Origin of the sequence: Seonamhaeicola sediminis, assembly GCF_004358095.2 — a bacterium.
GTDB lineage: Bacteria > Bacteroidota > Bacteroidia > Flavobacteriales > Flavobacteriaceae > Seonamhaeicola > Seonamhaeicola sediminis.
The window spans coordinates 227981-252993 of record NZ_SMZJ02000002.1; the positions used below are offsets into that span (position 1 = coordinate 227981).

At 32.7% G+C, this 25013-nt stretch carries 22 protein-coding genes; 13 read left to right on the plus strand and 9 right to left on the minus strand.

Annotated elements, in window-relative coordinates; all coding sequences use genetic code 11:
- The first annotated feature begins 109 nt into the window (after positions 1-109).
- The 10 genes from E1J38_RS03620 to E1J38_RS03670 all read left to right on the plus strand — a co-directional run bounded on the left by E1J38_RS03620 (position 110) and on the right by E1J38_RS03670 (position 9758).
- Positions 110-346: a FeoA family protein gene (locus E1J38_RS03620; RefSeq protein WP_133355803.1), complete on the plus strand. Its 237-nt coding sequence runs from the start codon at positions 110-112 to the stop codon at positions 344-346.
- A complete protein-coding gene (gene feoB / locus E1J38_RS03625; protein WP_133355802.1) occupies positions 339-2438 on the plus strand; it encodes a ferrous iron transport protein B in 2100 nt (699 codons plus the stop codon). Before E1J38_RS03620 ends, feoB begins: the two co-directional genes overlap by 8 nt.
- Positions 2439-2675: 237 nt before the next feature.
- The gene (locus tag E1J38_RS03635; RefSeq protein ID WP_133355800.1) at positions 2676-3560 is read left to right on the plus strand and encodes a 3-keto-disaccharide hydrolase; all 885 of its coding nucleotides are present in this window, start codon (positions 2676-2678) and stop codon (positions 3558-3560) included.
- 141 nt (positions 3561-3701) lie between these two features.
- On the plus strand, positions 3702-4361 hold the full coding sequence (locus E1J38_RS03640) for a metal-dependent transcriptional regulator (protein WP_133355799.1): 660 nt from the start codon (positions 3702-3704) through the stop codon (positions 4359-4361).
- Positions 4348-5151, plus strand: coding sequence for a transporter (locus E1J38_RS03645; RefSeq protein WP_133355798.1), 804 nt, complete (start codon positions 4348-4350; stop codon positions 5149-5151). Before E1J38_RS03640 ends, E1J38_RS03645 begins: the two co-directional genes overlap by 14 nt.
- A 1-nt stretch (position 5152) precedes the next feature.
- The gene (locus E1J38_RS03650; protein WP_133355797.1) at positions 5153-6058 is read left to right on the plus strand and encodes a metal ABC transporter solute-binding protein, Zn/Mn family; all 906 of its coding nucleotides are present in this window, start codon (positions 5153-5155) and stop codon (positions 6056-6058) included.
- A 314-nt stretch (positions 6059-6372) separates the two neighbouring features.
- A complete protein-coding gene (locus tag E1J38_RS03655) occupies positions 6373-7110 on the plus strand; it encodes a metal ABC transporter ATP-binding protein (RefSeq protein WP_133355796.1) in 738 nt (245 codons plus the stop codon).
- Positions 7111-7112: 2 nt separating this feature from the next.
- Entirely contained in the window at positions 7113-8240 is a 1128-nt protein-coding gene (locus tag E1J38_RS03660) for a metal ABC transporter permease (RefSeq protein WP_133355795.1), read from the plus strand.
- Complete coding sequence (locus E1J38_RS03665; RefSeq protein WP_133355794.1) at positions 8233-9393, plus strand: metal ABC transporter permease; 1161 nt, start codon at positions 8233-8235, stop codon at positions 9391-9393. Before E1J38_RS03660 ends, E1J38_RS03665 begins: the two co-directional genes overlap by 8 nt.
- Before the next feature lie 5 nt (positions 9394-9398).
- A complete protein-coding gene (locus E1J38_RS03670) occupies positions 9399-9758 on the plus strand; it encodes a YraN family protein (RefSeq protein WP_133355793.1) in 360 nt (119 codons plus the stop codon).
- A gap of 80 nt (positions 9759-9838) precedes the next feature.
- On the opposite strand, the gene E1J38_RS03675 is transcribed toward E1J38_RS03670, so the two are convergent.
- Positions 9839-11170 (minus strand): TlpA family protein disulfide reductase, encoded by a 1332-nt coding sequence (locus E1J38_RS03675; RefSeq protein ID WP_133355792.1) that lies wholly within the window; start codon positions 11168-11170, stop codon positions 9839-9841.
- 20 nt (positions 11171-11190) lie between these two features.
- Positions 11191-14481, minus strand: a complete 3291-nt coding sequence (gene mfd, locus E1J38_RS03680) for a transcription-repair coupling factor (RefSeq protein ID WP_439653975.1) — start codon at positions 14479-14481, stop codon at positions 11191-11193.
- Positions 14482-14885: 404 nt separating this feature from the next.
- Here mfd and E1J38_RS03685 point away from each other — a divergent pair, with 404 nt between their 5' ends.
- From E1J38_RS03685 to E1J38_RS03695, 3 genes are all read left to right on the plus strand, one after another.
- Entirely contained in the window at positions 14886-15317 is a 432-nt protein-coding gene (locus E1J38_RS03685; protein WP_133355790.1) for a TerB family tellurite resistance protein, read from the plus strand.
- Positions 15318-15999: 682 nt separating this feature from the next.
- Positions 16000-16581, plus strand: coding sequence for a tetratricopeptide repeat protein (locus E1J38_RS03690; RefSeq protein WP_133355789.1), 582 nt, complete (start codon positions 16000-16002; stop codon positions 16579-16581).
- Between the two features lie 163 nt (positions 16582-16744).
- Positions 16745-18040, plus strand: coding sequence for a mandelate racemase/muconate lactonizing enzyme family protein (locus tag E1J38_RS03695; protein ID WP_133355788.1), 1296 nt, complete (start codon positions 16745-16747; stop codon positions 18038-18040).
- Between the two features lie 331 nt (positions 18041-18371).
- On the opposite strand, the gene E1J38_RS03700 is transcribed toward E1J38_RS03695, so the two are convergent.
- The 7 genes from E1J38_RS03700 to metG all read right to left on the minus strand — a co-directional run bounded on the left by E1J38_RS03700 (position 18372) and on the right by metG (position 24835).
- A complete protein-coding gene (locus E1J38_RS03700) occupies positions 18372-18899 on the minus strand; it encodes a ferritin (protein ID WP_133355787.1) in 528 nt (175 codons plus the stop codon).
- A gap of 116 nt (positions 18900-19015) precedes the next feature.
- Complete coding sequence (locus E1J38_RS03705; protein ID WP_133355786.1) at positions 19016-19405, minus strand: hypothetical protein; 390 nt, start codon at positions 19403-19405, stop codon at positions 19016-19018.
- 58 nt (positions 19406-19463) lie between these two features.
- Entirely contained in the window at positions 19464-20012 is a 549-nt protein-coding gene (locus E1J38_RS03710; protein ID WP_133355785.1) for a carboxymuconolactone decarboxylase family protein, read from the minus strand.
- 125 nt (positions 20013-20137) lie between these two features.
- A complete protein-coding gene (locus E1J38_RS15060; RefSeq protein WP_186525809.1) occupies positions 20138-20290 on the minus strand; it encodes a hypothetical protein in 153 nt (50 codons plus the stop codon).
- A gap of 91 nt (positions 20291-20381) precedes the next feature.
- Positions 20382-21224: an AraC family transcriptional regulator gene (locus E1J38_RS03715; protein WP_133355784.1), complete on the minus strand. Its 843-nt coding sequence runs from the start codon at positions 21222-21224 to the stop codon at positions 20382-20384.
- 77 nt (positions 21225-21301) lie between these two features.
- On the minus strand, positions 21302-22741 hold the full coding sequence (locus E1J38_RS03720; RefSeq protein WP_133355783.1) for a hypothetical protein: 1440 nt from the start codon (positions 22739-22741) through the stop codon (positions 21302-21304).
- Between the two features lie 9 nt (positions 22742-22750).
- Complete coding sequence (gene metG, locus E1J38_RS03725) at positions 22751-24835, minus strand: methionine--tRNA ligase (protein WP_133355782.1); 2085 nt, start codon at positions 24833-24835, stop codon at positions 22751-22753.
- Between the last annotated feature and the right edge of the window lie 178 nt (positions 24836-25013).

Genomic DNA, 25013 nt, shown 5'->3' on the forward strand with positions numbered 1-25013 from the left:
AATACAATTAGAGACCTATTTATTATTAAACCCAAAACTTTAAACTTGAAACTTTTTACTTATAAACTTTTACACTATTTTTGCTTCTTTAAAATCAATCTAAATAAGCTTGCAAGATACTTTAGCACATTTAAAAAAAGGGGAACACGCTATTATTAAAGACGTTTCGTCTAACCTCATACCGTTAAAACTTCTTGAAATGGGATGCCTTCCAGGTAATTCTGTAGAGCTTGTTCAAGTGGCTCCTTTTGCAGATCCCATGTATTTAAACATAAATGGATCGCATTTAGCCATAAGAAAGGAAACTGCTATTCATATTTTAATTGAAAAAGTAGCCCATGAGTAAACAAATTAATGTAGCTCTAATAGGCAACCCTAACACAGGTAAAACTTCGGTTTTCAATGCACTTACAGGTTTAAACCAAAAAGTAGGAAACTACCCTGGAATCACTGTTGAAAAAAAAGAAGGTATTTGTAAATTACCTCGTGGTCTAAAAGCTCACATCATTGATTTACCTGGCACCTACAGCTTAAACGCTTCTTCTCTTGATGAGAATGTTGTTATTGAACTACTTCTAAATAAGAACGACAAAGATTTTCCAGATATAGCCGTTGTAGTTACAGACGTTGAAAACTTAAAAAGGAACCTACTCCTTTTTACTCAAATAAAAGATTTGGAAATACCAACCATTCTGGTAATTAATATGGCCGATAGGATGTCTAGAAAAGGTATTTCATTAAATATTGCATATTTAGAAACATATTTAAAAACTAAAATAGCCTTAACAAGTACGCGTAAAAAAGAAGGTATCGACAATTTGAAGGAACTTATTTCAAATTATAAAGAGATTTCTACACAACCTTGTTTAGATACCACAACCATAGACCAAAATTACTTTGACAGTTTAAAAAAGGCATTCCCAAACCAATTACTGTATAAATTATGGTTGGTAATTACCCAAGACGTTAACTTTGGAAAAACAGATAGAAAAGAAATTGATGCTGTTAATCATTTTAAAACTAAAAGCAAAACAGATTTAAAAAGATTACAGCAAAAGGAAACTATTAAACGATATCAGTTTATAAATAATGTTCTAAAGAAAGGTCAGACTATAGATCTGTCTCAAGCTAAAGATTTACGTATTAAATTGGATCGGATAATTACTCACAAGGTTTGGGGATATCTTATTTTTGGATCAATATTACTATTGATATTTCAAGCTATTTATGATTGGTCTGAAGTTCCAATGGACTTTATTGATGGTATTTTTGCTTCCTTAAGTGAGTGGACTAAAAACAACTTACCTAAAGGAGCATTCACCAATTTAATTGCTGAAGGCATTATTCCAGGACTAGGGGGTATTGTAATTTTTATTCCCCAAATTGCGTTTCTCTTCTTATTCATTGCCGTATTGGAAGAAAGTGGATATATGAGTCGTGTAGTGTTTTTAATGGATAGGGTGATGCGCCGTTTTGGTTTAAGCGGAAAAAGTATCGTACCATTAATTTCTGGTACTGCTTGTGCTATTCCTGCTGTTATGGCTACGCGTAATATTGAAAACTGGAAAGAACGCTTAATAACCATTTTGGTCACCCCCTTTACAACATGTTCTGCAAGATTACCCGTTTACTTAATTATTATTTCGTTAGTAATCCCTAAAGGGCGCTTTTTAGGGTTAAGTTACCAGGCATTAACACTAATGTTGCTCTACATTATTGGTTTTGTAACAGCAGTGTTTTCGGCTTATGTTTTAAACAAAGTCTTGAAAATTAAAAGTAGAACGTTTTTTGTAATTGAAATGCCCAACTACAAATTGCCCTTATTAAAAAACGTTGCTTTAACCGTAGTTGAAAAAACTAAATCTTTCGTTTTTGGAGCCGGTAAAATCATTTTGGCTATTTCAATCATATTATGGTTTTTAGCTTCCTATGGTCCTGGTGAAAACTTTAATAATGCCGATGATATTATTAGAACAGAATTTGCAACTAATAATTTAAGTGAAACTGATTTACAAAACAAAATAGCATCTTATAAACTGGAACATTCCTTTATTGGTATTACAGGAAGAGCCATTGAACCGGTCATAAGACCATTGGGTTATGACTGGAAAATTGGTATTGCCATTATAAGTAGCTTTGCGGCTCGAGAAGTATTTGTGGGTACATTAGCTACCATTTATAGTGTAGGAAATGATGACGAGGCAACTATTAAAAACCGAATGGCGGCTGAAGTAAACCCTATTTTAGGAGGGCCTCTTTTTACCTTTGCATCAGGTATCTCCCTCTTATTATTTTATGCTTTTGCCATGCAATGTATGAGTACACTTGCCATAGTTAAAAAAGAAACCAACAGTTGGAAATGGCCAACGCTTCAACTAATATTAATGACAGTATTTGCATATATTGTTGCTTTAATAGCATTTCAATTTTTGAAATGATAGTGTTTTTAGTGAACCCCTAAAATATGAACCTCATTATTCAAAACATACTGGTTTTATCAGCTATCCTACTTGCTGTTGTGTTTTTATTTAAAAAATTCTTTTCTAAAACTACTAAATCAAAAAAGGATTGCAATCATGATGATTGTGGTTGCCATTAATATTTTTGTAAATTAAATCTTCTCACATTCATTTTTATTATTTTAGTACCCTTACCACAATACTAAATACACCTTAATGAAACACTCAATTATTTCTGGTTTAATTTTTTTGTTTTTAACCATTAGCATAAACGCTCAAAACAATCAAACAATTAACTTATTAGACGCCAACTTAACTCATTTTAATAGATTTTTGGGAGTGCCACATACTACTGTTTTAGGACTTCCAGAGGGAACTCCGAAGTCTGATGACGTTACCAAAGGAACACCTTTAGGACTAAATAATGATATAAAAAATGTGTTCACTACAACCAATATAAACGGTGAAACCATTCTTAACATTACCGGAGAGATTTATGGTGCTATAGTAACAAAAGATAATTTTAGCAACTATCACTTTAGCACCATGTTTAGATGGGGCCATAAAAAATGGGAACCTAGACTTCAAAGAAGAAAAGATACAGGTATTTTATACCATAGTTATGGTGATTATGGTAGATTTTGGAACACCTGGAAAACCTGCTTAGAATTTCAAGTTCAGGAAACAGATTTAGGTGATTTCATTTCTTTACCTGCTAATGCTATACAACCAAAATTAGGCGGACCAATAGTACAAATTAGAGGGAACAGTAAAATTGAAAAAAAACAGTATAACCCAAATTTCGACACTTACTTTGAAGGCAACGGTTACATACACGCCTATTTAGAACCTCAAAGTCCCCATGGCAATTGGAATCGTTTAGAATTATATGTTGTTGGTAACGATGCTGTACATGTAGTAAATGGCGAAATTGTTATGGTGGTAGAAAACGCCATTAATCCAGAAACCAACAAACCTTTAACAGAAGGACAAATTCAAATTCAATCTGAAGCTGCAGAGTGTTATTACAAAGACATGACTATTACACCAATTACAGAATTTCCTAAATTTATTTTAAATCAAGTTAAGTTTAAGCCTTAGTTTGTTTTGATTCTTAAGACACATTAAAATTCCTCTTGATAAATGTTCACTTTTTAATCTCTAAAAAGTGAACATTTATTTTTTTTAACTACATTTGAAAACTTTTTTAAGTTAACTTAAAATATTTTTAAAGCAAATCGAATGTCTGTAGCTATAGAAAATTTTGTAAAGGCCATTTACAAAAATGGAAAACGTGATAACAACGATACCAAACCAGGAAACATTGCCAAAGAATTAGGCATATCTAACGCCGCAGCCACCGATATGGCCAAAAATTTGGCAGCTAAAGATTTATTAAAATATCAAAAATACAAACCATTAAAGTTAACAGATAACGGTACTAAAATGGCGCTTTCTGTAATCAGAAAACATCGCCTATGGGAAGCTTTGTTATTTAAACTCTTTGATATGTCTCTGCACGACATTCATAGGGAGGCCGAACTTTTAGAGCACCAAACTTCCGATTTACTCGCAGAAAAAATAAGTGAATACTTAGGCAACCCAAAATTCGACCCTCATGGTGACCCCATCCCGAATGCCGATGGTGAAATCACCACTTCAGACACATCCATTTCGCTGTCTAATGCAAATGAAGGTAAATCATATACCATATCCAGATTAATGAGCGACGATAAAGAGTTCTTCGATTTTTGCGCCCTAAACGGATTGAAATATGGTAACACCCTTGTAGTATCTAAACAATTTACAAATAATAAAATGACTCAAATTTTAATAAACAACAATACTATTTTACTAAACCAAGATTTTACCTCAATTATATATGTCAATGAAAACAAATAAAACACTTTTAGCCGTAGGGTTTTTACTTTTATCATATAACCTTTTTTCTCAAGAAACCGAAAATGGCATTGGAACTTTAATAACAGATAGACCAGATGCAACAGAGTCTCCAAATACTGTTCCGGTTGGATATATCCAAGTAGAAACTGGTGCTTTTTATGAAAGCTTTAAAGAAGATAATTCAAAATTTGAAAACTTCACTTTAAATACTACTTTAATTAGAATTGGATTAATAGACAATCTAGAATTAAGATTAGGTTGGGATTTTAACGAAAGTACTACAACAATTAGTAATATGAAATTAGATAACATAATGAGTGGTTTTAGCCCATTACTTTTTGGAGCCAAAGTTAATATTGCAAATGAAAAAGGATGTTTTCCAGAAATCGGTCTTATTGGTCACTTATTTTTACCCTTTACAGCTGGTACTGACTATAAAACAGAAACTACTGGGGTAGATTTTAGGTTTTCATTTGCTCATACATTAAGCGAAACAACCAGTTTATCATATAATATTGGAGCTCAATGGGGTGATGACTCTTCGGAAGCTGCTTACATATATACCATTGCATATGGCATAGGAATTACAGAGAAACTAGGTGCGTATGCAGAACTTTATGGAGATTTACCTGAAAATAATAGTGCTAATCACTTTTGGGATGCTGGACTCACCTATTTAATTTCGGATAGCGTTCAGCTAGATGCCACTGTTGGTACCAGTATTACAAAAGGGCAAGATATTTTATTAAGTGGAGGTGTTAGTTTTAGAATACCAACTAAAAAGAATTAAAATGAAGAGAACAATATTTTCTATAATAATATTTACAGTTTTATTTAGCTGTAAAAACGAAAAAAAAGACACCTCAAAACTTAATGTAGTAACCACCACAACGATGATAACTGATTTGGTTAAAAACATAGGAGGTGAAAACATCAACTTACAAGGCTTAATGGGTAGTGGAGTAGATCCACATCTTTATAAAGCCAGTGAAGGTGATGTTACTAAACTGGCTAATGCCGATATTATTTTTTATAACGGATTGCATTTAGAAGGCAAATTGGTTGAAGTGTTCGAGAAGATGAAAAACAAGAAAACCATTGCCGTTTCCGATGCCATTGATAAAAACACATTAATAGGTTCAGAATATTTTGCATCCAATTACGATCCTCACATTTGGTTTGATATTGACTATTGGAAACAAGCTACCCAATTTGTGATAAAAATATTATCAGAAGAAATCCCTGAAAATAAAACTGATTTTGAAGCAAACGGCAACGCATATATTGATAAATTAGATGTATTAAAAACTAAAGTAGAAAGTACCATAGCAACGCTATCTGAAGAGCAACGTATCTTAGTTACAGCGCATGATGCCTTTAACTATTTTGGAAAATCATTTAATTTTGAAGTAGTTGGTTTACAAGGCCTTTCAACGGCTACAGAAGCAGGCGTAAAAGATGTTCAAAAGTTGTCTACTTTTATTATTGAGAATAAAGTAAAGGCAATTTTTGTGGAAAGCTCGGTTCCAAAACGTACTATTGAAGCACTGCAAGCTTCTGTTAAATCAAAAGATCACGACGTTACTATTGGTGGCACTTTATATTCTGATGCATTGGGAGACGCAGGCACCGTTGAAGGTACTTATATTGGTATGTTTGAGTATAATGTGAATACGATTGTGGAGGCGCTAAAATAAACAGAAACCCCTCCTAAACTCCCCAAAAGGGGGAGAAATTTTACTCAAACTTTAGAGTTTAGAAAGGTGGAAAAATATTTAGTAAAAAAAATAAAATTAGCAGAAAGTCGACGCCCAAATCAATTCTCAGAATTGAACGTCAAGGCGCAGAATAGATAAAGAAAAGCTCCGAGAACAGGAGAACTATAGTTCGACGCGGAGTTTTTAAAATCGGTTTTCGGTCCGCCAAAGCGGACTGAAAAAATTCCTCGGCTTGAACTTGATTTTTTGGTTCGTTTTTATCAAGAAAAAATGAACATATAAACAAATTAAAAATGGAAAATAAGATTGCCGTAAAAGTAGATGACCTCACAGTAGCCTACAACTACAAGCCTGTATTATGGGATATCGATTTAGAAATCCCAGAAGGGGTGCTTATGGCCATTGTTGGACCAAACGGAGCTGGTAAGTCCACACTTATTAAATCAATTTTAGGCATTCTAAAACCCATTGCAGGTAGTGTTAGCATCTATGACGAACCTTACGAAAAACAACGCCAACTTGTGGCATACGTGCCACAAAAAGGAAGTGTGGATTGGGATTTTCCAACAACCGCTTTAGATGTTGTGATGATGGGCACTTATGGCAGTTTAGGCTGGATAAAACGTCCAGGTCAAAAAGAGAAAAAAGAAGCCTTAGAAGCTTTGGAAAAAGTAGGGATGTTACCTTTTAAAAATCGGCAAATAAGTCAGTTGTCTGGAGGTCAACAACAGCGTATATTTTTAGCTCGTGCTTTAGTACAAAATGCGTCTATTTATTTTATGGACGAGCCCTTTCAAGGTGTTGATGCTTCAACCGAAATTGCCATAATTAATATTTTAAAAGCATTACGAAAGGCAGGAAAAACAGTCATTGTGGTGCACCATGATTTACAAACTGTTCCCGAATATTTTGATTGGGTAACGTTTTTAAACGTGAAGAAGATTGCTACAGGCCCAGTTAAAGACATCTTTAATGATGATAACCTTACTAAAACTTATGGAATTAATTATAAAGTAAGTATCCAAGAATAACAATGGATATCATAGAATACATAAAACTCGTCTTTACAGACTACACCCTAAGAACCATAACACTTGGTACTGCGATTTTAGGTGCCGTAACTGGTATGTTAGGAAGTTTCGCCGTACTACGGAAACAAAGTTTATTAGGTGATGCTATTTCACACGCCGCTTTACCAGGTATTGCTATAGCCTTTTTACTCACGGGTGCAAAAGACAGCAATACATTATTATTAGGCGCATTAGTAAGTGGTCTTTTAGGAACGTTCTGGATTCGAGGTATTATTAGTAAAACCCATTTAAAGTCAGATACTGCTTTGGGTTTAATTCTATCACTTTTCTTTGGTTTTGGTATGTTGCTACTCACTTTTATTCAAAAACAACCCAATGCAAATCAAGCTGGATTAGATAAATATTTATTCGGACAAGCAGCAACATTATTAGAAAGCGATGTTTGGATGATGGCTATCGTAACAGGAATTTGTTTACTGGTATTGCTACTGTTTTGGAAAGAATTCAAAATTTTATTATTTGATGCAGACTATACTAAGACACTAGGATTTAACACTAAAATTATCGATATTTTAATTACCTCTTTTATTGTTCTGGCTATTGTACTAGGGCTACAAACGGTTGGTGTTGTTTTAATGAGTTCCATGTTATTAGCACCCGCTGCCGCAGCAAGACAATGGACCAATAGTTTAAGTGTTATGGTGTTTTTGGCTGCAATTTTCGGAGCGTTTTCAGGTGTTTTTGGAACTGCGGTAAGTGCAAGCCAGAATAATTTATCTACTGGACCTGTTATTGTAATAGTTGCCAGTATTTTTGTTTTAGTATCTTTTATATTTTCACCAACACGTGGGCTTCTCTTTAAACAAATCCGCTTTATAAAAAATCGTCGCGATTTACAATTGCATAAAACCTTAGCATTTATGTATAATATTGTTAAAAGCCATGAAAATATTTCACATCCGCATGCTATAAAAATTCTAAATAATTTTCAAGGTTATACAAAAAGTACACTTCAAAAATTAGTAAGCAAAAACTATGTAACTCTAAATGGGAGTATGTGGAGTTTTACAGAAGAAGGTTTTAAAATAGCCTCCAACCTTTACAACCAACAAACAGATAACAATGAGTAGCGCACAACTAGAAATACAATTAATTGCGAGTTTAGTTGCCATTGCTTGTGCTATTCCAGGGACATTTTTAGTGCTTAGAAAAATGGCGATGATTAGTGATGCCATTAGCCATTCTATTCTCCCAGGAATTGTCATTGGCTTTTTTATTACGCAGGACCTCAACTCACCATTACTTATTTTATTAGCAGCAGTTACAGGAATTATCACCGTGATTTTAGTAGAATATATCCAAAAAACCGGTTTAGTTAAAGAAGACACCGCTATTGGTTTAGTATTTCCAGCACTATTTAGTATTGGTGTGATTATGATAGCCAAAAATGCCAATGATGTACATTTAGATGTTGATGCCGTTTTGTTGGGAGAACTTGCTTTTGCTCCTTTTGATAGATTAATAATTTCTGGAGTTGATGTAGGCCCAAAATCACTATGGATTATAGGTACAATTTTACTTATAACTATCGGACTTTTATTTGCCTTTTTTAAAGAATTAAAGGTAAGCACGTTTGATACTGGTTTAGCCGCTTCATTGGGCTTTTCGCCAGTTGCTATTCATTACGGCTTAATGACAGTGTCTTCGGTAACAACCGTTGGTGCTTTTGATGCTGTTGGTGCTATTTTGGTTGTGGCTTTAATGATTGCTCCAGCAGCCACATCTTACCTATTAACCAACGAATTAAAGCGTATGCTTATTTATGCCATTTGTTTTGGCGTTTTTAGTGCTATTTCTGGATATTGGGTGGCGCATTGGTTAGATGCCTCTATTGCAGGGTCTATTACAACCATGCTAGGTTTTTTGTTTTTGGCGGTATATCTCTTTGCTCCAAACAAAGGGGTCATTGCTGTATTATATCTTGAAAGACAACAACGCACCGAAGTGTCTTTACTTACGTTTCTCCTTCACTTAAAAAATCATACCGAAGAACGTGAGCGACATGTAAACCATCTTAATGAACATATCAATTGGCAGAAAGTTCGTTCTAAAACAGTTTTAGATTTGGCTCATAAAAACAATATGATTCAATTGGATAAAAATATTGTCTCACTAACAGAAAAAGGTGAAGATTTCACCTCTCAAGCCATTGATTATATCATTACAAATCAAGATAGCAAGATAGAACACATGAAAGACGATTTCTTTTTGTTTAGAGGGTAATTATTATGGCACAACACAACGATCTCGGTAAAAAAGGCGAACAACTTGCGGTAGATTTTCTTCTGAAAAACAACTACGATATTATAGAACGCAACTATCGTTTTGAAAAAGCCGAAGTTGATATCATTGCACAAAAAGACGATACATTAGCCATCATTGAAGTAAAAACAAGATCTACTGTTGATTTTGGAGACCCGCAGGATTTTGTGAAGCCAAAACAAATAAAAAATCTAGTAAAAGCTGTTGACGAATATGTTACTGTAAATGATTTAGACGTTGAAATACGCTTTGATATCATTGCTATTGTTAAAGAAGGTAATCAATATAACATTGAGCATTTAGAGGATGCCTTTTATCATTTTTGATTCAATTTGTCATGCTAAATTTCAGCATATCATAGTTTTTATAATTTAAGACACGACAAGTTGATTGTAAAAAAACCCTATTATTTTTCATCAAAAATTACTTTTAATGCTTCAAAATCTACTGGTTTTATAATGATTTTTTTATCCTTATTTAGTATAAAGTAGGTAGGTGTTGCAGTAACACCATAATCATTACCAATGGGATTGTTCCATTTCCCCAAACCATACACATGAATAAAACCTGGATAGTTTTTTATGAGTTCTTTCCAATCATTGGGTTCTTCTTCTAAAGCAATAGCAATAACCTTTAAATTATTTTGAGTTTTGGTTAATGCATGTAACTCTGGTATTTCTTCTAAACAATGAGAACAGGTTGTATTCCAAAATACAATTATATATTTATCAAAACCCTTTAAATCACTTAATTTCTTACTTATTGTCTTACCTCCTTCTTCTAGCTTAAAAGAAAAATCAGGAGCTATTTTCCCTATTGAAACATTTTGGTATTTTATTAATACATTTAGTAATTCTTGATCATTTAAAGCTACTGCCAAATCCATTAAGTATTTCTCTGAAATATAATTGGCTACACTTTCAAAATTTAAGTCGGCCATTTGTTGCCATAAGCTCACTAATAAAATACGTTTTACTTGCTTTGAAGCAGGCTCCATTGCTTTACATACAACATCAATATTGCTTTTGTAATTAACTATTTCATCATCAGAATCTATGGTCATTCCAAATACATAATTCAACATTTTCTCTTCTAAAAAATTTGAACTCTGCAATGTTTTGTTCGTGAAATCTATCGTATCAAAATAATGCGCCTTTAAACTATTTACATAGGTTTTTACATCTACAAAACTTTTAGGAATAAAAGGTTTATTGGCCTTAATAAACTCTAAAACCATAAGGTCTTTTGCCGCTTCCTCATAATTTTGTTGTGTATTTTTCTGGGTTTCAAAAATTTTTTTCAAAGCCAGTGTATCAGTACTATTCTCACTAAAAAACTTGCCAATACTATGTGTTACCATAGACATACTATTGGTGTAAGATGCCAATAATGAATTCTCAATAGAGGAATGAAATTTTACACCCGTTTCACTATTAAAGGATAGATTAATATCCTCTGCACCATTGTAAATGATATCAAAATTATAATCTTCTTGCGGAATGGCATAAACCAGTCTGTACATACCTTTTGTAGCCGTAGAATCTAATATAATTTCAAAAGAACCTTCTTCATCAATTTTAGCATTTGAAATATATTCTGAAACGGTAGGTGATACTTTGTAAAGAAGTACTACATTATAATCTTCGGCAGGGGTAAATGTGCCTTTAATAGTATGTTGTGCCCAAAGCAATGTTGGGATAAATATAAAAAATAAGATGTGTTTTAAAACTAGTTTCATTTATTCCATTAAGACAATAATCAAGCCACAATAGGTTTTAATAATGCTAAAGCTTTTTCAACCGATTTTACATTTCCAAAAGTAAGCAATAATCGTAAGCCTTGACGGGTTTGTTTTTCTTTCATTTTACACAAATCAGGATTAGTCTGTACATAACCCAATACTTTTGTAAAAAAGGGACTGTGATAAAAACTACTTTGTTGGTCACTTATAAAATACCCAATGAGTTTTCCTTGTTTCATAACTATTTTCTCAAAACCAATTTTGGAGGCAATCCATTTTATTTGGACACTATTTAACAAATCCGTCACTTGTTCTGGCAACTCCCCAAACCTGTCAACTAATTCTTTTTCAAATTGACCTAATTCTTCTTCGTCTTTTAACTCGTTTAACTTGGTGTAAAGGTGTAATCTTTCGCTAATGTTATTCACGTAATTGTCTGGGAATAGTAACTCAAAATCGGTGTCTATGGTAACATCTTTAACGTAAACTTTATTCTCATCAGGTTCATTATATAGATCCTTAAACTCGTTATCTTTAAGCTCTTCAATAGCTTCATTCAATATTTTTTGATAGGTATCAAATCCAATTTCGTTTATAAATCCGCTTTGTTCTCCTCCCAATAAATCACCAGCACCTCGAATTTCTAAATCCTTCATAGCTATATTAAATCCGCTTCCTAATTCTGTAAATTGTTCCAACGCCGAAATACGTTTTCTGGCATCTTCTGTCATAGCAGAATACTCAGGTGTTATAAAGTAGCAGAAAGCCTTTTTATTACTTCTACCAACGCGCCCACGCATTTGATGCAAATCACTCAACCCAAAATTATTAGCATTATTAATAAAAATGGTATTGGCATTGGGTACATCCAATCCGCTTTCAACAATGGTAGTACTAACCAAAACATCAAATTCACCATTGATAAAAGACAGCATGAGTTGTTCTAATTTTTTGCCTTCCATTTGCCCATGACCAATAGCAACTTTAGCATCTGGCACCAATCGTTGTACCATGCCGGCTACTTCTTTGATGTTTTCAATGCGGTTATGTATAAAGAATATTTGCCCGCCACGTTCAATTTCATAGCTAACCGCATCGCGAATCGTCTCTTCATTAAACCGAATTACATGACTTTCTATTGGGTAACGATTGGGAGGAGGTGTTGTAATTACTGATAAATCTCTAGCTGCCATTAAGCTAAATTGTAATGTTCTGGGAATGGGGGTTGCTGTTAACGTAAGTACATCTACATTCTCTTTAATGGTTTTTAGCTTTTCTTTTACAGCCACACCAAATTTTTGTTCCTCATCAACAATTAGTAGCCCTAAGTCTTTAAACTTTACATTTTTATTTACCAATTGGTGGGTTCCAATGATTATATCTACTTTTCCTTGTTGTAAAGCTTCTAAAGTTTCACGTTTTTCCTTGGCAGTTCTAAATCGGTTTAAATAATCTACAACTACAGGGAAATCTTCTAGGCGTTTTTTAAACGTTCTTGAGTGTTGGTAAGCCAAAATGGTTGTTGGTACTAAAATGGCCACTTGCTTACCATTATCAACTGCTTTAAAGGCAGCACGAATAGCTACTTCGGTTTTCCCAAAACCAACATCACCACAAACTAATCTGTCCATAGGGCGCTCACTTTCCATATCGGCTTTTATATCAGCTGTAGCAGTACTTTGGTCTGGGGTGTCTTCATAAATAAAAGAGGCTTCCAACTCATGTTGCATATAACTATCTGGGGTATACTGATACCCCTTTTTTGTCTTTCGCTTTGCGTAAAGTTTAATTAAATTAAATGCAATATCCTTAACACGTGCTTTTGTTTTTTGCTTAAGGTTCTTCCATGCAGAGCTACCCAATTTATAGATTTTAGGTGGCTTACCATCCTTACCGTTAAACTTAGTGATTTTATGAAGTGAGTGGATGCTTAGGTATAAAATATCACGCTCCCCATAAATAAGTTTTATAGCTTCTTGTTGTTTACCTTCAACGTTAATTTTTTGAAGTCCTCCAAATCGACCGATACCATGATCTATATGTGTAACATAATCACCAACATCTAAATTGGTAAGCTCTTTTAAGGTAATGGCTTGCTTTTTAGCATAGCCGTTTTTGATGTGGAATTTGTGGTAACGTTCAAATATTTGATGATCTGTATAGCAAACTATTTTATTATCATGGTCTATAAAACCTTGATGCAACGATAAAATTACAGTCTCATAATCTTTAACATCTAATTTTGCATCATCAAAAATATCATGAAAACGTTGCGCTTGTTGTTGGCTAATACAAGTAATGAAATTAGTATAACCTTTATCGTAATTGGCGTTTAAATCTTCAATTAATAAGTTGAATTGCTTATTGAAGGATGGTTGAGGCGTGGTATTATATTCAATAATTTCGGTGCCGTCATTTTTAAATACACTCTGTGTCCCAAATTCAATAAGAGCAAAGTCTAATAATTGCTTTTTAAGTAATGTAGAATTAACAAATAATTCTTCAGGCTTACTATGCTTTAATTCTGAAGATAGCTCTTTAAAAGCCTCTTCGGCCTTAGTGAAAAAGTCATCAATTCTAGAAAAACATAAATCGGCATTTTTTAAGCAGACAACTGTTTTTTGAGCAATGTATTTTAAGAAACTCTGTCTACTTTCCTCTAAAAACTTATTGGCAACATTGGGTATGATATTTATTTTCTTAATCTGGTCAACTGAAAGTTGTAACTCTACATCAAAAGTTCTTATGCTATCTACCTCATCACCAAAAAACTCAATACGGTAAGGCTCATCATGTGAAAATGAAAACACATCAACAATACCACCTCTAACCGAAAACTCTCCAGGTTCTGTAACAAAATCTACACGTTTAAATTGGTACTCAAACAGAACTTCATTTACAAAATCTATGGATAGATTATCACCAACAGCCACTTTTAAAGTGTTACGTTCCAACTCCTTTCTAGTAACCACTTTTTCAAAAAGGGCATCAGGATAAGTAACAATTATGGCAGGTTTTTTACGGGAATTTATTCTATTTAAAACTTCTGCTCTTAGCAGCACATTGGCATTATCAGTTTCTTCAATTTGATAAGGCCTTCGGTAGCTCCCAGGATAGAACAAAACATCTTTATCATTGATAAGTTGTTCTAAATCGTTTAGATAGTGTGCCGCTTCTTCTTTGTCATTAAATATTAACAAAAATGGCTTTTCTGATGCTTTAAAAACGCTTGAAATCACATAGGAAAAAGCAGAACCTACTAATCCTTTTAAATGTATTTTTCCTTGTGTTTGGGTAATAGCAGACATCAGATTTTGCGTTTGCAAAGCCTGTATATAAGACTGCGAGAGATTTGAAGTACTCACTAAATCAACTTCATTTTAACGAATGCAAAAATACATGAATTTTTTTATTTGAAAATGAAAAAAAGCATATGGTTTTATTAAGAGAACTATCATTTTTGTGTTAGAGGTATAAGTAGTCTTTTTTATAAAATCTTTGAAATTATAGGGGTCATTACAAGAAGGCTCGACAAAGTAATCTTCAATGAATAAGAGATTGCCACATAAGGTCTAAACGTGATTCACAATAACAGGCATATAAAAAATATATAGGAAAGCCCAACCCTAATTGACAGTGTCCAAAAAATTCAAATTTGGGTTTAAATTCTTAAAAATAATATGTACGTTTGCAGCTATAAACAAGATTATTTATGTCAATTTCAGATTTATTTGATAGTGGGTTTAAAAAGCGTAACGAAGATCATTTTGCTGCTATTGTAAGAGTGGCTATGGCCGATGGCGTGATTACAGAGGAGGAAAAAGCTTTTTTAGATAGATTAGCACAAAGGTTGAATATTAATGAAGGGGATTACAAAGCTATTTTAAAAGATTATAATTCACATCCAATAAATCCGCCTGTGGCTTATGATGATAGATTAGAGCGTTTATATGACTTAGTACGTATGATTCATGTAGATACTATTACTGGGGAACCAGAAATGCTCCTTTTAAAGAAAATTGGTGTTGGACTTGGCTTTCATGCAGTAAACGTAAAATATATTATTGATAAAGCAATCTCTCTTGTAAACCAAGGGGTTGATTTAGACACTTTTGTTGATGCTATAAAGAATATGAACAGATAGATATAGTTCAAACTATCATATTTAAAGCGTCCAACAAATGTTGGACGCTTTTTTTTTGAAAAAATTTAGAATTAAATGAATAAAAATTTAAAAATCTAAAATATAAGACTTTGGAGTGTAAGCAACTGAGAGACAAACTTTTGCAAAAACCCCAATTATCTGCTGAAAAGCGGACAGGAATTCCTTTATCTAGATTTTATTTTAACTATTTGATTATCAACAAATTAAATTGAATAAAATTTTGTTTGTAAAGAAAAAGATTTAATCTTTGCATCGCAGTTATTGTAAAGAGCCTGCAACAAGAAATAATAATTATTTTGTTGTGTGTTTTAGAGAACACTTCAACATCAATCTGTGTAACAAATAATATATTCCTGAGCCAAGTTCAGGATAAAAAAGAAGCCATGTTAAAACATAGTACATTCATTTTGGATAGGTATAGTGACCTAAAGTCATTCATGAAGCTTCGGTGTTTTCTGCCTACCTACTTTAAGTAGGTATATTTTTCAGAAAAGAATCCGAAGCAAGACAACTGTTTCGGATTTTTTATTCCTAGAGAAATTATTTCCGATTCAATTAAAATCACACAATTATGTGGTCTAGAATCACATGTAAAAGATTAATGATTAGGATGATTATGCAATACTGATTGTACATATCATCTAAGAAAATATTTATAACAATGAAAACTAATTTACATAACTTATATTTATTTAGAGCTATTGAAGCCTACCCATACGAATTAGAAAAAACTGCCGAAGCATTAAATTATGCTCTGGCGTATGATTCTGAAAATGTAATAGCTTTATGCTTAATGGCTAAACTACAAAGTGAGCAATTGGGTGATTACAGAACTGCTAAAGCATTTTACGAAAAGGCTATTGCAAGCAATATGGATATGACTGATATATATCCAGATTACTCAAGACTTTTAGTGAATAATGGCGATTATACTGAAGCCCAAAAATTAATAGATTTTGCTTTAACTATTAAAGGAATAGATAAAGCTGCTATTCTATTAAACCAAGGTTATTTATTTGAAGCACTAAATGAATTTGAAAAAGCCGAGGAAGCACTTGAAAATTCCAAAATGGTTGCATTAAACAATGACTTTATTTATTATGTTGATGAAGTCATTAAACGTGTAAACAAAAAAAGGAAAATTCAGAACAATAAAAATCGAGTTAAAGAAACCCAAGAATCTGCGAAAGCTGAAACTTCAAAAACAAATTGGTTTCAAACTAGATTAAATAACTTGTTGTAAAAAATCGGCAATGTAATCCTATACCTAGTTTAGGAGCTATATTTGCCGATTTCCTTTTGATATATTCACATTATAAAAGTTCAATTCTAATAAAAGATTCGCACCCAAAATCATATTTTTTAAAATAAGCAATACTTAGTATCTTGTTGGAAAACCAAAGTAAATGCAAATTAATCGCCGAAAGTTTTTAAAAAACACTGTATTATCTGGTGCAGCAGCCACCCTATTCCCTGTAACATCTTGTAAATCTGATACTAGAGAAAAACAAATAACCATTACAACTGATTATTCAGCAATTGACCAAGCTTTAAGTAAACCTGTTTTAAAAAGAAACTTATTTTCAACCCCTGTAATAATTGAAACTATTGAATTGCTTCGAGATAGAGATAATTTTATATGCAGAACTCGTTCTAAAGACGGTGCTATAGGTATTTCCGTTGGTCATCCTTTTTATTCTAAAATTGGATACCCCTTGTTTAATGCTATCAAGAGACACTTTATAGGCAAAGATGCTAGAGATTTGGACACGTTGATTTATAATGCCGCCGTAACTAATTACAGATTACATGGTATTGCTCTAAATGTGCAAATGGCTACTCTAGAATTTGCTATTCTAGATATGTTGGGAAATATAGCTAATAAATCTGTGGGGCAACTTATTGGAGATATTCACAATAAAGAAGTATCAATCTATTTGGGTACCAGAATTAATGAACTCCGAAACAAAGAACCTGAAGAGTCTCTTGAATTGATGTATAAAGATTGGGAAGAAACCAAAGCTAAAGCTATAAAAATACGTGCGGGTTATGGGCATAATGTTGGCAACGATAAAGACAATGCCCCTGGAAGAACAGAAAAACTGGTAAAACTGGCTCGTGAAAAGTTTGGAGAGGACATGAATTTAATGATTGATGGCAATGGCACATATTCAGTTAATGGAGCCCTTAAATTAGGAAAATTATTAGAAGATTATAATTACTATTTTTATGAAGAACCTTTACCTTACGAATGGTATGAGGAGCAAAAACAAGTTCAGGAAGCTTTAACTATTCCTATGGCTGGAGGTGAGCAGGAATCTCGTTTACATACCTTTCGTTGGTTAATAGCCAATGACGTCTTTCAAGTTGTTCAACCAGATATTTTCTATTTTGGAGGTATGATTAGAACCAAACAAGTTTCCCGAATGGCACATGTTATGGGGCAAACCATAGCACCTCATATGTCTAATGGAGGTCTTGGTTATTTATACATGTTACATATGGTTTCTGCTTGCCAAAATGCTGCAGAATTCCATGAATTTAAAATGTTTGCAACCAAAGATGCTAATGGTAGCATAATACCTGTTGAGAGTAAATCAGAGCCGTTTAAAAGTGTAAACGGGGTAATTAGTGTCCCTATTGGTTCTGGCTTAGGCATAAATATAGACCCAGATTATATTAAAACGCATAAGGTAATGTAATAGTGATTAGGAATTTAAGACTTACCTATATGTATCTTTATTTTCTAGCTTAAAATGAAATAGAAAAGCAATCACTTTAAGGGTGTTAAAACTAAGCTACTTTTTTAAGAAGATCATAGCATGGGCATTTTTTACAACGCTTATTTTCGCCCTTTTTGAATTTTTTACAACAACTACTTTTTACTTTATCAGGAAGTTCAATTCCCAATTTCTTAAGTTTTTTAATTGCCTTTTTTTGTTTCTTTTTGCCCAAAACTTGAAAACTTAGTTACAAATTCTTGACAAATATAATTTATTTTTAATTAATCTAAATAAGAATAATTGTTAAAATTTAAGCATCATTATTTAATCCATTGGCAGCAGCAGAACTTACAGTTAAATTTTCAATATCTCTATCAAACAAATACAAACCACCTTTATCATCACCAATGAGATTAATTTTATCTAAAATAGTTCTTGCCATAGCTTCTTCTTCTATTTGCTCAGACACATACCATTGTAAAAAGTTGTGGGTTGCATAGTCTTTTTCCTGAAGCGTAATATGTACCAGTTCGTTAATACTATTAGACACAAAAACCTCATGCTTAAAAAGTAATTCGAACATTTCTTTAAAAGACTCAAATGTAACACCAGGAGCTTTTAAAGCCGAAATTTGTGCATGTCCACCACGTTCATTTACAAACTTTACAAGCTTTAGCATGTGATCTCGTTCTTCATCAGATTGAGCATACATAAAATTGGCTATTCCTTCTAATCCCTTAACTTCTGCCCAGCATGCCATAGCTAAATAAATTTGAGAAGATTCTGCTTCTATTCTAATTTGATTATTTAAGGCCTTTTCTATAGTTTTTGATAACATAACTCTCGGTTTTTTGTAAAGTTAAAAAATTCTACTGGCTCTTGTAAGTCCACAATGTAAAAAAGGTTATTCTTTATTAGAATAACCTTTTTCAAACTAATTGACTTTATTACTCCTTACTCTACAGTAAGTGTGTACTGTGGTGTTTTGTTTAAAGGACAAAAATACACGTATTCTCCTTTGGTTAAAGTGGTAGTTTTTGATGACTCTACCTTACCTTCTTTAACTACAGCTGTAACATAAGCGGTTTGAATATGGTTTTCTGGTTTGCTGGCATCTTTGCCTTTTGGCACAAGTACAAAACCCACATCTGTACCAGAATTGGCATTGCTAATTTCAAAGATGTAAGATCCTTCGCTTACTGTTAACCCCTTTTGGGTAAATTCACCTGGGGTTTGTTCTAAAGCAATCGTTTTAACGGCCTTATCTTTCATCATGTTGTCTTGAGCATTACCGTTTAAAGAGAAACTTAATACCATAACTAAAATTACTACTACTTTTTTCATTTTTTAAATTATTATATGAGCTTTTGCTCTGGTTATTGATTATTTGTTTTTATTAAAATTATACTGTTGCGGCTTCCAATGGTTGGGCTTCAGGAAAATCTACGGGTATTTGTGTCGTACTATGAATATAGTTTGAAATGGTTTTATCCCCTACTAAAGAAATCACATCAATTAAATTTCCTTTAGAATATCCAGCACTGAAAAAGTTTTCTAATACATCTACATCTGTTCTTCCTCTATTTTCAGTAACGTTTTTGGCTAATCTTGCCAATGCATCCAGCTTGTTGTTAAAAGAAGCTTCTCCGGCTCGTAATTCTAAAATTTGTTCATCTGTAAATCCGTTCATTTTTCCAATAGCTGTGTGCGCCGATAAACAATAAAGACAATTATTTACTTCACTAACTGCTAAGTTTACCACTTCTCTCTCTTTAGCTGATAAAGATGTTTTAGCATTTGAAAAATTTAGATAGTTTTCTAAAGCTGTATCACTATGTGCGTAAGTAGCATATAGGTTAGGTACAAAACCTAAAGCTTTATTCAAATTATCAAAAATAGCTTGGTTATTTTCAGTTACTTCTTCTCTTGTTGGTACATTAAATGTGCTCATAATTTTAATTTTATTAATTATTGTTAATTGATGGTACAAAGATGTGGTTGTTATTAACCCTAAACCATGTAACCATTTCCTTTTTGATTGTCAATTTTTCCCTTATTATTTTATAACAATATTATTTAGTTAACATGTGGCATTTCTGCATCACAATAGAAATCGTGAATATGCTTCTGCTCACAATGCGTTTTTGGAGAAATAGTATTTAATCCTTCTTTTCTTTTTCCTCTGAATATTTCAATTAAATTGAAAATAGATATGTGTTTTAAATTCATCTCTTTATTGTTTTAATTATACAGTGCAAAGATGAAGTAAAGGCAAGAGCAATAAAATGAAGAGAATGCCCTATATGTTGTCAATATTTCCCTAAACAGATTGTTTCAGCTGTTTTTTAAAATCTGAAGGTGAAAGTTCGGTATATTTTTTAAATAAACGACTTAAATGAGAAGCATCTTCAAAACCTATTTCATAGGCAATTTCCTTGGCGGTTTTATCTGTGTATATTAGTAATCGCTTTGCTTCTAATATTACCCGTTCGTGTATAATTTGAAGCGGACTCGTATTTAGTTTAGCAAACGTATTAGATAAGGTTTTAGGAGATTTAAAGAGTTTTTCAGCGTAAAATGAGACACTGTGCTCAGTTTTAAAGTGTGCTTCTACCAAGAGGTTGAAATCACGTAACAAGTCTATCTTTGTGTTTTTTGAAGATTCTACAAAACCTTCTTTAGCTTTTAACAAACGGGTGCTTATGATGATAAAACGTGCCATAAGCATACGTAACATTTCTGCTTGAATAGTATCTTTTGTTTCTAATTCATCCAAAAACACTTCATTCAAAATATCTAATTTTCGTTGCTCCTTGTTATCTAATTCAATAATAGGTATATGAACATTTCCAAAGAATAATAACCCTGCGCAACTCACCTCATGGTCATGATCTTTTATGCAATAAAACTCTCTATTGAATTGATAGACTACTAAATCTGTACCCGTAATAAATTGAAAGTATTGTACCACCGTTAAAGCCAAAATGCTATGGGGCTCTATAGTGTAAGGGATACTATCTACAATGATTTCGGCTTTAGAACTTTTTGTACGAATGAAAGTGTATAACTCTGGTTGTTTTGAAGTTCTAAAGGAATCTAGTAATTCCTCATTACCAATTTTAAGAACAGCGTTGGTTGAAAACTCTGTGAATGTTTTTTGCATTTTTCATAAGTCGAAATAAATGCTAGACATTACACAACATACTTTGAAATGAAATAGTTTTAACTTTTTAAATATATTTAAATATTGGTATAGATGTAGCTGTTAAGGTCTTTATTATAGTACCCAAAAATATAATCATTACCAGTTTTAAAAATAGTTTGTAATGGGGCCGTTTCTAAATTCATCTTATCAACATATTCTTTAATCCGATCAAAGCCATTTAAAGGAATATTTCCTGAAACATGATTAAAACTTTCATCAAACAAACATTCTATTCTAGTAGACTTAGTAGTAATATAAGAATGATATGAAGAGGTAAGTAATTGATGTGCTGCTATTGCCATTAAACCTCCAACTAAGCCTCCTGGATAATAATAACCCATTTGAGCTTGTTGCTTTGGCTCACTACTTCCTATGCTAATCACATAATTTCCTCCCATTTTATATACATAGGTGCTGATTTTTGAATTAGTTACTTTTCTTATAAATTGAGTTGTTTTGTCGAGCTCTCGATAATTTTTAAAATCGCCCCCTTCTAATATTATTGGTGTATTCTTAAACCTTATAGAATCCTTTCTACTAAAATTCAGTCTTTTAATTAATTCTTTAGTGCTTCTGTCGTAAATATCATAAGTCAACCCTTCCTTTGAAATATACATGTTAAAGAAGTAATCTCCATAAATAAAAGAATTAGCTTTATTCCAAAGGTCTTCCTTCTTATAATTTACATTATCAAATTTTGAATATTCATAACTTCCATCATCTACATTAATATCAATTATATAAGTGCAATGGTCAAAATAGTTAGATGTAAACGTAATTACATTATTGTTATAATAAAGCTTGTTTTTTGCAGATGCCAGTTCCAATGAACTAGGCTCACCTACTTTAATTGAGGTAGTCATTGATTCTTGGTTTAACCCACGTATCAAGAAGTTTAAATTAGTCCTAAAACCATTTGGTTTCTCAAATACTTCATCTGATAAATCAATTAACTTTAACTCAAATCGATTATCATAAAACAACTCATATAAATTTAATTTAGAGGTTTTATCTATTGAAGTTAATATATATACTCTATTATTATCTTCGAAGGACTCAACATAAGTTTCTTTTTTAAAAAATAAACCAATATCTTTAGTAGAATTAAAAGTTGAGTTTTTAAAATCGATAGTTAATGAACTAAATTTTGTGCTCCCAATATTTTTGAAAAACAATGTGTAAACGCTATTAAAATTGCTACACCCCAAATAATTAACAGAAAATCTGGGCAATTTGTCTACTAATAATTTATTAATCAGTTTTTTATCCTTGTCATACAGGTAAGCTCTTATTGTATTTGAATATTTAAAGAAAATAGCAACATTGCCATTTTCTTCATCGACCAAGTTAATTACTTCAATGGGTTTTTTAAAATTTTGGAAATCAGTAAAATTAACAGTTAACCATTCTGCTTGAGAAAAAGAAGTTTGAATTACTAAGAATAGAAGTATTACTGATAAATATAAGTTTTTCATTCCTAAATATTAACTTATCTTCAATCCATTATTAACAGAAGCATCATCTGGGTTCACAAACACCAGTTTTCCATCAGGCGTTTCAGTCATTAAAATCATCCCTTGGCTTTCTACGCCACGTAACGCCCTTGGAGCTAAATTTACCAAAACAGTAACACGTTTACCGATAATTTCTTCAGCAGAAAAACTTTCGGCAATACCAGAAACAATAGTTCTGGTATCTATACCAGTATCGACCTTTAATTTTAAAAGTTTTTTAGTTTTTGGCATTTTTTCGGCTTCCAAAATAGTTCCAACGCGAATATCCAGCTTAGTAAAATCCTCAAATGTGATAGTTTCTTTTTGTGGCTCAACGCTTTTATTTGCTGCTTCATTGGCTTTTCTACTAGCTTCTAATTTATCTAATTGGGCTTGTATAGTGGCATCTTCAATTTTAGAAAACAATAGTTCGGCTTTACCTATTTGGTGACCTGCTGGAAGTAATACTTCCTTTGTTGAGATATCATTCCATATATTCTCGATACGATGCTCCTGTGTGGCATCACTCGAACTGACATTCAGGATACTTTTTAATTTTTCTGAAGTGAATGGTAAAAACGGTTCACATAAAGTAGCTAAAGCAGAGGCTATTTGCAATGCCACATACATGATGGTTTTGGTGCGTGCAGCGTCTTCTTTAATTACTTTCCAAGGCTCTTCATCTGCTAGATATTTGTTACCTAAACGAGCTAAATTCATTAACTCCTGTCCTGCTTCTCTAAATCGGTAGCGCTCAATAGAACTTGCAATAACATTTGGATAAGCTTTAACAGCAGCCAACGTTTCCTCATCTATTTTTGTAAACTCACTTGGTGTTGGCACTACACCTTGGTAATATTTATTAGTTAATACTACCACACGATTAATAAAATTACCAAAAATAGCTACCAACTCATTGTTATTTCTAGCTTGAAAATCTTTCCAAGTAAAATCGTTATCCTTAGTTTCAGGAGCATTGGCATTTAAGGCATAACGTAATACATCTTGTTGCCCTGGAAAATCTTTTAAGTACTCTGGTAACCAAACTGCCCAATTTTTAGACGTTGACAGTTTATTGCCTTCTAAATTTAAAAATTCGTTTGCTGGCACATTTTCTGGTAGTATATAACTGCCCTCTGCCTTTAACATAGATGGAAAAATAATACAATGGAATACAATATTATCTTTTCCTATAAAATGCACCAGTTTGGTGTCTTCACTTTTCCAATAAGGTTCCCAATCTTTTCCTTCACGTTCTGCCCATTCAATAGTTGAAGAAATGTATCCTATAGGGGCGTCAAACCATACATAAAGTACCTTGCCTTCACCTCCTTCAACAGGCACAGGAATTCCCCAATCTAAATCTCGGGTTACTGCACGTGGACGTAGTCCGTCGTCTATCCATGATTTTACTTGTCCGTATACATTAGGTTTCCAATCTTTTTTATGACCTTCTAAAATCCACTCTTTTAAAAAATCTTCATGTTTATCTAATGGTAAAAACCAGTGTTTTGTTTGTTTTAGAGTAGGCGTATTTCCAGTAATTGCCGATTTAGGATTAATTAAATCGGTTGCATTATGGCTGGTCCCACAGTTTTCACACTGGTCACCGTAACTTTCCTCGTTGCCACACTTTGGGCATGTACCTATTACAAACCTATCTGCTAAAAACTGTTTAGCTTCTTCATCGTATAACTGCTCTGTAGTTTCTTCTATAAACTCTCCTTTATCATACAAAGTTTTGAAAAATTCTGAAGCTGTTTTATGATGAATGGGTGCCGAAGTGCGGGAATAGTTATCATAGGTAATTCCAAATTCCTCAAATGATTTTTTTATGATGGCGTGGTACTTATCAACAATATCTTGAGGTGAAACACCTTCATTTTTCGCTTTAATAGTAATAGGCACACCATGTTCATCGCTACCTCCAATAAAGGCAACATCATTACCCGTTAAACGCAAATAACGCACATAAATATCTGCAGGCACATAAACCCCCGCCAAATGCCCAATATGAATAGGTCCGTTAGTGTAAGGCAATGCCGTGGTAACTGTATATCGTTTTGGTTTGTTCATAATTTAAGAAGATGTCTTCATCTAAGGCGCAAAAGTACACAATTTGAAGGCTATTTAGAAAAAAAATGTACATTTACAATATGTCGAGAAACCTACTCATTTTATGTTTGTTTTGTACTTCAATTCTACTTGGTAAAAACTTAGTAATAGCACAAAATACAGCATTAATAAAACTTGA